The sequence below is a fragment of the Rhizobium sp. AB2/73 genome (assembly GCF_020871915.1).
GTDB lineage: Bacteria > Pseudomonadota > Alphaproteobacteria > Rhizobiales > Rhizobiaceae > Rhizobium > Rhizobium dioscoreae.
Map to the genome: position 1 here is coordinate 1136726 of NZ_CP067071.1, position 8983 is coordinate 1145708.

Below are 8983 nucleotides of genomic sequence, written 5' to 3' on the forward strand. Positions count from 1 at the left end.
TGCCCGGAAGCGTACCGGATTCGCTTGAGTTGATAGTGACAGTACTGCACGATTGGATTAGGACAATTCCAAAAAGCGGAGTTGCCGGCGCCCTTTTGGCCCGAAATCCTTGGCCGATGCCCGACGCCGCGCAATTTCCAGGATGACGAGGAAGACACCATGCCAGCTTATCGTTCCAGAACAACCACCCACGGCCGCAACATGGCCGGTGCGCGCGGCCTTTGGCGCGCGACGGGTATGAAGGACAGCGATTTCGGCAAGCCTATTATTGCGGTGGTCAACTCCTTCACTCAGTTCGTGCCCGGCCACGTCCACCTCAAGGATCTCGGCCAGCTCGTCGCGCGCGAAATCGAAGCGGCCGGCGGTGTTGCCAAGGAATTCAACACCATCGCCGTCGACGACGGTATCGCCATGGGGCATGACGGCATGCTCTATTCGCTGCCGTCGCGCGAGCTGATCGCCGACAGCGTCGAATACATGGTCAACGCCCATTGCGCCGACGCCATGGTCTGCATCTCCAACTGCGACAAGATTACCCCCGGCATGCTGATGGCCTCACTGCGCCTGAACATCCCCACGGTCTTCGTGTCCGGCGGCCCCATGGAGGCCGGCAAGGTCGTCCTGCAGGGCAAGAAGGTCGCCCTCGATCTGGTCGATGCCATGGTTGCCGCCGCTGACGACAAGATCAGCGACGAAGACGTCCAGGTCATCGAGCGCTCCGCCTGTCCGACCTGCGGCTCGTGCTCGGGCATGTTCACGGCCAATTCGATGAACTGCCTGACCGAAGCGCTCGGCCTGTCGCTGCCGGGCAATGGCTCGACGCTCGCTACCCACGCCGACCGCAAGCGCCTCTTCGTCGAAGCCGGCCATCTGGTCGTCGATCTCGCCCGCCGTTATTACGAGCAGGACGATGCATCGATCCTGCCGCGTTCCGTTGCCTCCAAGCAGGCCTTCGAGAATGCCATGGCGCTCGACATTGCCATGGGTGGCTCGACCAACACGGTTCTGCACATCCTGGCAGCCGCGCATGAGGGCGAAGTCGATTTCACCATGGCCGATATCGATGCGCTCTCGCGCCGCGTACCGTGTCTCTCCAAGGTCGCGCCTGCCAAGAACGACGTTCACATGGAAGACGTGCACCGCGCCGGCGGCATCATGTCGATCCTGGGCGAGCTCGATAAGGGCGGTCTCATCAACCGCGATTGCCCGACGGTGCATTCCGAAACGATCGGCGATGCTATCGATCGCTGGGACATCACACGCACCAACAGCGAGACGGTGCGCGAATTCTTCCGCGCGGCTCCTGGCGGCATTCCAACCCAGGTTGCTTTCAGCCAGAACGCCCGCTGGGAGGAGCTCGATACCGACCGCGAAAACGGTGTCATCCGCTCCGTCGAGCATCCCTTCTCCAAGGATGGCGGTCTGGCCGTCCTCAAGGGCAATCTGGCGCTCGATGGCTGCATCGTGAAGACAGCCGGCGTCGATGAATCGATCCTGAAGTTCTCCGGCCCTGCCAAAGTCTTCGAAAGCCAGGACGCGGCCGTCAAGGGCATCCTCAGCAACGAGATAAAGGCCGGCGATGTCGTCGTCATCCGTTATGAAGGCCCGAAGGGCGGCCCCGGCATGCAGGAAATGCTCTATCCGACGAGCTATCTCAAGTCCAAGGGCCTCGGCAAGGCCTGCGCGCTCATCACCGACGGCCGCTTCTCGGGCGGCACCTCGGGCCTGTCGATCGGTCACGTCTCGCCCGAAGCAGCCAATGGCGGCACGATCGGCCTGGTGCGCGAAGGCGACATGATCGACATCGACATCCCGAACCGCATCATCAGCCTGCGCGTCGATGAGAAGGAGCTTGCCGCTCGCCGCGAAGCCCAGAATGCTAAGGGTTGGCATCCGGCCGAAGTACGCAAGCGCAACGTCACCACGGCGTTGAAGGCCTATGCCGCGTTTGCGACCAGCGCGGATCGGGGTGCCGTTCGCGATCTGGGTGGCAAATAAGCCCCTTCGCCCCGCACAGCGGGGAGAAGGTGGACTCGAGCAGTCGAGCATAGCTCGGCTGCGAGAGGACGGATGAGGGGCTTTTCGAGCTTTATCGCGATGGCAGAGTCTGGCTGTTCTTGCGGTAGCCCCGCACCCTAACCCACTCCCCGCAGGCGGGGCGAGGGGACATCTCAGCGAAAACCTTTAAGCCATTCAAACCAAACTCTTACAGCGGCCGATTGATCTGCTTGTAGGTGTCGTTCAGCACTTTAAGGCGCTCCTCATAAGAGGTCTTCAAGCAAGCGACATCCGCCTCGCAGGCCTGCCGCTTTTTCAGCCATTCCGTCTGCTGGTCCTGCATCGTGCCCCGCGCGCCCATGGCAAGAAGGCCCGAGAGCAGGTCGAAGGTCGTGACCATCTTCACGTCGGCATCGTTAAGGGCCCGAACGTCGCAGATTGTTTTCTCGTCCGGTTTCAGATTCTGCGCCTCGCAATCGAAACTGGCGGCGTGAGAGGCGCCGGCCATGCCCATCGAGACGAGGAACGTGGCGGCGGCAACATGGATCAATCGCATACGTGGCTCCCTTTTGACGATTCCCAACGCGAAATGCATGACAGCATGTTTTTGTTCGGCGAGCCTGTTTTTTATCACAGCAAACTTCCATTTATGCTTCATGGTTCCGCCCTCTTTTCTTTCTAGCGTCGGGCGCTACAACGTTGTTTAAAGAGAATTAAAAAGGGAAATTTCCATGCATGTCCTCCTGAAGCGCACTGCCGTTTCGATGATTGCCCTCGTCATGGCGATGCCGCTTTCCGCTGAGGCTCAGACGGCGAAGACGCTGCCGCAAAGCCAGACGCAGATGCAGCTCTCCTTTGCCCCGCTGGTCAAGCAGACGTCCGGTGCTGTCGTGAACGTCTATGCCGAGCGTGTCGTGCAGCGTCAGTCCCCCTTTGCCGGCGATCCCTTCTTCGAGCAGTTTTTCGGCCAGCGCATGCCGAATCGCACCGAGAAGCAGTCGTCGCTGGGCTCCGGCGTCATCGTGGAGGCAAATGGCACCGTTATTACCAATAACCACGTCGTGGATGGCGCGGACGATATCAAGATCGCGCTTTCGGACGGCCGCGAATTTCCCTGCAAGGTCGTGCTGAAGGACGATCGTGTAGACCTCGCCGTCTTGAAGATCCAGTCGAAGAACGAGACTTTCCCGGTTCTGCCGCTCGGCAATTCCGACGGCATCGAGGTTGGCGATCTCGTTCTCGCGATCGGCAATCCCTTCGGCGTGGGACAGACGGTAACGAGTGGCATCGTTTCGGCGCTTGCCCGCAATCAGGTCAAGAACGAGGTCGGCTTCTTCATCCAGACCGATGCCTCGATCAATCCCGGCAATTCGGGCGGCGCGCTCGTCAACATGACCGGCGAGCTGATCGGGCTGAATACGGCGATCTTTTCCCAGGGTGGCGGCTCCAACGGTATCGGCTTCGCGATCCCGGCCAATCTGGTCAAGGTTTTCCTTGCCGCTGCCGATCGTGGCGACAAGGCCTTCGAGCGTCCCTATATCGGCGCCTCCTTCGAGCCGGTGACATCCGATGTTGCCGAAGCACTCGGCCTTGACAAGGTGCGCGGTGCGCTGGTGACCAAGGTCGTCGATGGCGGTCCGGCGGCCAAGGCGGGCCTGAAGCCCGGTGAGGTGATCACGGCGCTGAATAACATTTCAATCGAGCATCCCGATGCGCTAGGCTATCGCCTGACGACGGCTGGCCTTGGTGCGACAGTGGCATTGACGGTGCTCGACAATGGGAAGGAGCATCAGGCCACGATGACGCTCGCCGCCGCGCCCGAATCCACGCCGCGCGACGAGCGGGTGATCGAAGGCAACAATCCCTTCTCCGGCGCGACCGTTGCCAATCTCTCGCCGCGCGTTGCCGATGATCTGCATATGCCGCCGGATTCTTCAGGCGTCGTCATCGAAAGCCTGAAGCCGAATTCGCCGGCCGACCGGCTTGGATTTGCTGCCCGCGACATCGTCATTTCCATCAATGGGGTGGCGATCAACACCACGGAAATCCTTCAAAAGACCGTTACGTCAAACCCGAGCTTCTGGCGCGTCGAGATCGAGCGCGACGGCCAGCGTATCAGGCAGTTCTTCCGATGAGCGATGACCTGTTTGCACCGCGGATACCGGAGGAGGTCGCCAACAAGCGGCCTCTTGCCGATCGTCTGCGGCCGCAAACATTGGCCGAAGTCACCGGTCAGGCACATCTGACGGGCGAGGACGGCGTATTGCGCCGGATGATCGAGGCTGGCTCGCTGGGATCGATGATCTTCTGGGGGCCTCCAGGCACCGGCAAGACGACGGTTGCAAGGCTTTTGTCGGGCGAGGCGGGTCTCGCCTTCGAGCAGATTTCGGCGATCTTTTCAGGCGTCGCCGATCTGAAGAAGGTCTTCGAGGCGGCGCGTCTGCGCCGCATGGATGGCCGCCAGACCCTGCTGTTCGTCGACGAGATCCATCGCTTCAATCGTGCCCAGCAAGATAGCTTCTTGCCCGTCATGGAAGACGGCACCGTCATTCTTGTGGGCGCAACCACGGAAAATCCATCCTTCGAACTCAACGCCGCTCTTCTTTCCCGGGCTCGCGTCCTGACATTCCGTTCGCACGACGAGGGAAGCCTGGAAGAGCTGTTGCGCCGCGCCGAAACGGTGGAGGGCAAGCCGCTGCCGCTGACGGAGGATGCCCGTGCCAGCCTGATCCGCATGGCCGACGGCGATGGCCGCTCGGTGCTGACGCTGGCGGAAGAAGTCTGGCGCGCTGCCCGCAAGGACGAGCTTTTCGATCCCGACATGCTGGTCAAGATCGTTCAGCGCCGCGCGCCCGTCTATGACAAGGCGCAGGACGGTCACTACAATCTGATATCGGCGCTGCATAAATCGGTCCGGGGCTCCGATCCGGATGCGGCACTCTATTATCTCGCCCGCATGTTCGATGCCGGCGAAGATCCGCTCTATCTCGGACGCCGGCTGGTGCGCATGGCGGTGGAGGATATCGGTCTTGCCGATCCGCAGGCGCTTGTCATCTGCAATGCTGCCAAGGACGCCTATGATTATCTGGGGTCGCCGGAAGGCGAGCTGGCGTTGGCCCAGGCCTGCGTCTACCTCGCTACTGCCCCGAAATCCAATGCCGTCTACACGGCCTTCAAGGCCGCGACCCAGGCCGCCAAGCAGAACGGCTCGCTGCTGCCGCCCAAGCACATTCTGAATGCGCCGACCAAGCTGATGCGTACCGAAGGCTATGGCGATGGTTATCGCTACGATCACGACGAGCCGGATGCCTTTTCAGGCCAGAATTACTTTCCGGAGAAGATGGGTCGCCAGACCTTCTACGATCCGCCGGAGCGGGGTTTCGAGCGTGAGATCCGCAAGCGGCTGGACTGGTGGTCGAAGCTGCGCAAGGAGCGCGGCGAGCGCTAGCCCATATATCACCTGCCGGCGACATCCTGCGGCGCTTTCTGTATTCGCGGCACTGTTACCCTGTCGACCATCTTCACGCTCGATTCCGCCAGGCTCTTATGACCTTCCATATCGACCACCAGATGCCAATGGCCGGCCTCCGGAATGACCAGCCGTATCGGCGATTTCTTGGCGACGCCACCTAGAAACTGATGCTTCAGCGTCTCGGTAAAGCGCTGGAAATTCGAACTGTTCATCAGCCTGACATTGGCAATGGCCGAGAGGGTGATCTCGATCACCGTTCCGGCGCGCTGCTCTCTGAGGTCGTAGTGGCTGTAGCGGAAGGCAGGCTTCGACATGGCTTTCTGTTCTTTGGATATCTGGCCGAAAGCTTACCTGAGGGCGGTTAAGGAAGCGTTCGGCGAGATGCTCTCGAAGCCTGCCAAGGGGAAGTTAGTGCAGGTTTGACGATGCGGGGGCAAAGCCGTCGAGATCGAGGATGGCGCCTTCGGGCGCCAGGCAGATATCAGCCGGATTGTGGTTGCATTCTTCAGCTGCGAAGTGCAGGGCGGCTGCTTCATTGCGGAACAGGCCGCCGACAAGGCCTTGCCGGTCCTGTACAATCCAGCTGCCGCGGCGGTCGCGGCCGATGATGAAGCGGGCTGGAGCCGGGGAAATCGCGCTGTGAGCCGAGCGGCGCTGAACATGCTGTGCGTTTGCCATTGTTATTTCCTCTTGAATCTCTTCGATTTCGCTCAGTGTCCGGTCAGGTGCAGCGCCATCTGCAGGGCGCCGGCGATCAGGAGGACAAGCCCGAGGCGCGGGGCGACGGAACGAAGCCCGTTCAGCAATGCGTCCGAGGAGATGGGCCGCTCGCTTCTTGCGAGGGCGGCCTTGCGAAGGCGTTGGAGGGGATCGGCGAATAGGCCTGTATGCGTATGGCGTGACATCATGGTTCCTTTCAGTGTCACCAGCACCATGGGTCCGATAAGATCATTTCCGGTGCTACGCTGTTGAATCTATGGGGGAGCCGCTAGGTTTTCCATTTGCCTGAAACGGAAAAAATATGAAAATTTCATATGGATGCGGCGATTTCACAATCCCGGGCGATAGCCATGGCGCGGGGCGAATCTGCCGCTGCCGTCGAGTTGAAATAGGGTGATTGCCGCCTGGATGGCCGCAGCCGTCTCGGTGCCGACGCCGACCAATGGCAGGCGAACCTCCGCCTCGATATCTCTCACCAGTGACAGGGCGTGCTTGACCGTCGCCGGCTCGCTTTCGCGGGCGAGCGCGCTGAACAATGGCTGCAACCGCTCGTCGATGGATTGTGCCGCGACGACATTGCCGCAGGCCGCCGAATGCTGCATCGATTGAAAGAGCCGCGGAACGATATTGGCCGCACCCGAGAAGCAGCCATGTCCGCCCCCAGCCGTAAAGCCGAGTGCGCTGGCGTCATTCGACGTAAACAGGCCGAACCGCTCCGGCAAAAGAGGTCGCCAGACATCGACGCGCGAGACATCGCAGCCGCCGTCGGCGATCCCGATAATCCCTCGAATTTCGGCGAGCCGCGCGACGGTTGCGGGAGCGAGATCGACTGCGGTATGCGAAGGCTGGTTATGCACGATGATCGGCAGCTCGGTCTGCGCCGCCAGCTGCTCGAAATGGTGGACGATCCCTTTTTGCGTCGGCTTGGAATAATAAGGCACGGTTACCAAAGCCGCATCGGCGCCAAGACGTTGTGCCTGTATCGTTTCCTCCAGGGTCGTCTTCGTGTCGTTGGTTCCGGTCGCGACGACGACGGGCACCTTGTCTTCTGAAAGCTCGATGCAGATTTCGATGGCACGAATGCGCTCGGCCTCCGTCAGCGTCGGACCTTCGCCAATCAGCGAACAGACGAGAAGCCCATCGATCCCGTTTAGCAGCTGCCACTCGATATGGGCCATCATGTTGACGCCATCGAAAACGCCGTCGCGGAAAGGCGTCACAAGGGCGGCGATCGCACCGCCGATGCGCCTTCGAAAAGTCGGTCTACTCATATCTGTGAAATCTCAGAGGTAATGCAGCACGATGAACAACTCGAGAGCGCCGAGCAGCAGGCCGAAGGCGAGCATAGCCTGAAAGGTGCGCTTTTCCTGGACCTGGCGCGAATGAAGCGGGCATTGGCGTGATCTTTTCGTTGCTGCAGCCGATGCCGCAACACGATGATGCTTCTCGTCGCTGTTATGAACGAGGACGCGGATGGCTTCCGTAAGATTGGGGGCGTGCGTGTCGAGCATGGGATCTGTCTCCATATTCCACCGCAAGCGTAACGCCGGCTCCCATAGGAAATCCATTCGGGGCCAAGGACGAAGGCGTAAGTGAAATATAAAGAACCGACATGCCGGAGTTCCTCCGGAGAATGGCCTGTGGACCGCTGCCGGAGCATCGAAAAATTATCTGGCGTAGCCGGCCGCCGCTTACTCGGCGCCCTGCCGGTTCTTGCGGTCGAGCTGCGTCACCAGCGCCAGGATCGTCGCCGAGACCGGCGTCGGCACATTTACGAGCTTTCCGAGCGAGACAACGACACCGACGAGAGGCGTGATTTCCAGCGCCTTGCCGGCAAGAAGATCCTGCAGCATCGAGGTGCGTACGGGTCCGATCTGACGGGAACGCTCAAGACGTTCCTCCACGGAGATGGCGATGTTCGATCCCAAAGCCTCGGCAATGGCTTTTACCTCGCTCATTACCTGGCCCACCATGGCCGCAAGCGCGGGATCGTCCATGATATCGGACATCAAACCGCGGGTTAGCGCACTGATCGGATTGAAGGCAGCGTTGCCCATGAGCTTGCTCCAGATATCGTCGCGTATGCGCGGGGAAATCGAGACATTGACGCCGGCCCGCTGCAGCAGCGCTGCGATGGCTTCGATATTGCCCGTCGTCTCGCCGGAGGGTTCGCCAAGGATGAAATATCCGTTGTTGGCGAGCTTGACCTCGCCGGGGGCGACGACTTCCGCCCCCTGATAGGCAACGCAGCCGATGACGCGCTCCGGCCCGATCAGGCGCCAGAGATCGCCGTTCGGATCGAGCTCTTCCATCTGGTACTCGGCATGGCCGCTTTGACGGTCCCGATGGAAATACCACCATGGAACGCCGTTGAGGATCATGACGATGCGAGTGCCCGAATGCAGCAGTTTCGCAATGCCGGGGACAGCTGCGGCAAGCTGATGGCCTTTGAGGCCGGTAATGACAAGATCCTGCGGCGGAAGTTCGCCAGCATCGGCCGTTGCGGTCATCTGCGCGATGAGAGGACTATCCGCATCGGCTTCCCACAGGCTTATGCCGCCGGCGCGAATGGCCTCCAGATGAGCTCCGCGCGCCACGACGGAAATCTTGGTCTGCGCTTCTTTGGCGGAGGCGAGCTTGGCCGCGATCGCCCCGCCGAGTGCGCCGGCGCCGTAGACACAGATGTTCTTGAAGGGAGAGGGCGTCATGATTTGATGCTCCGAAAGAAGTCGCATGCTCTGCCAAGATATGGCGAGCCCGTGATTTAGCGAGTGGTTTATCAGATTGTCGGCA

At 60.7% G+C, this 8983-nt stretch carries 10 protein-coding genes; 3 read left to right on the top strand and 7 right to left on the bottom strand.

Annotated elements, in window-relative coordinates:
- Positions 1 to 159 precede the first annotated feature (159 nt).
- Positions 160 to 1998 (top strand): dihydroxy-acid dehydratase, encoded by a 1839-nt coding sequence (ilvD, locus tag I8E17_RS05770; RefSeq protein WP_069612277.1) that lies wholly within the window; start codon positions 160 to 162, stop codon positions 1996 to 1998.
- 208 nt (positions 1999 to 2206) lie between these two features.
- Here the strand turns inward: ilvD and I8E17_RS05775 are convergent, their stop codons facing one another.
- The gene (locus tag I8E17_RS05775) at positions 2207 to 2512 is read right to left on the bottom strand and encodes a hypothetical protein (RefSeq protein WP_229002104.1); all 306 of its coding nucleotides are present in this window, start codon (positions 2510 to 2512) and stop codon (positions 2207 to 2209) included.
- Between the two features lie 217 nt (positions 2513 to 2729).
- Here I8E17_RS05775 and I8E17_RS05780 point away from each other — a divergent pair, with 217 nt between their 5' ends.
- Both I8E17_RS05780 and I8E17_RS05785 read left to right on the top strand, forming a co-directional pair.
- A complete protein-coding gene (locus I8E17_RS05780) occupies positions 2730 to 4133 on the top strand; it encodes a DegQ family serine endoprotease (RefSeq protein ID WP_069611915.1) in 1404 nt (467 codons plus the stop codon).
- A complete protein-coding gene (locus tag I8E17_RS05785; protein WP_069611916.1) occupies positions 4130 to 5446 on the top strand; it encodes a replication-associated recombination protein A in 1317 nt (438 codons plus the stop codon). Before I8E17_RS05780 ends, I8E17_RS05785 begins: the two co-directional genes overlap by 4 nt.
- 8 nt (positions 5447 to 5454) lie before the next feature.
- Here the strand turns inward: I8E17_RS05785 and I8E17_RS05790 are convergent, their stop codons facing one another.
- From I8E17_RS05790 to I8E17_RS05815, 6 genes are all read right to left on the bottom strand, one after another.
- Positions 5455 to 5784 (bottom strand): DUF1883 domain-containing protein, encoded by a 330-nt coding sequence (locus I8E17_RS05790; RefSeq protein WP_069611917.1) that lies wholly within the window; start codon positions 5782 to 5784, stop codon positions 5455 to 5457.
- Between the two features lie 94 nt (positions 5785 to 5878).
- Complete coding sequence (locus I8E17_RS05795; protein ID WP_069611918.1) at positions 5879 to 6148, bottom strand: hypothetical protein; 270 nt, start codon at positions 6146 to 6148, stop codon at positions 5879 to 5881.
- 32 nt (positions 6149 to 6180) lie between these two features.
- Positions 6181 to 6378 (bottom strand): hypothetical protein, encoded by a 198-nt coding sequence (locus tag I8E17_RS05800; RefSeq protein ID WP_141720045.1) that lies wholly within the window; start codon positions 6376 to 6378, stop codon positions 6181 to 6183.
- A gap of 141 nt (positions 6379 to 6519) precedes the next feature.
- Positions 6520 to 7461, bottom strand: a complete 942-nt coding sequence (gene dapA / locus I8E17_RS05805) for a 4-hydroxy-tetrahydrodipicolinate synthase (protein ID WP_069611920.1) — start codon at positions 7459 to 7461, stop codon at positions 6520 to 6522.
- Between the two features lie 12 nt (positions 7462 to 7473).
- Complete coding sequence (locus I8E17_RS05810; protein WP_069611921.1) at positions 7474 to 7701, bottom strand: hypothetical protein; 228 nt, start codon at positions 7699 to 7701, stop codon at positions 7474 to 7476.
- Between the two features lie 180 nt (positions 7702 to 7881).
- A complete protein-coding gene (locus I8E17_RS05815; RefSeq protein WP_113366416.1) occupies positions 7882 to 8898 on the bottom strand; it encodes a 2-dehydropantoate 2-reductase in 1017 nt (338 codons plus the stop codon).
- Positions 8899 to 8983 lie beyond the last annotated feature (85 nt).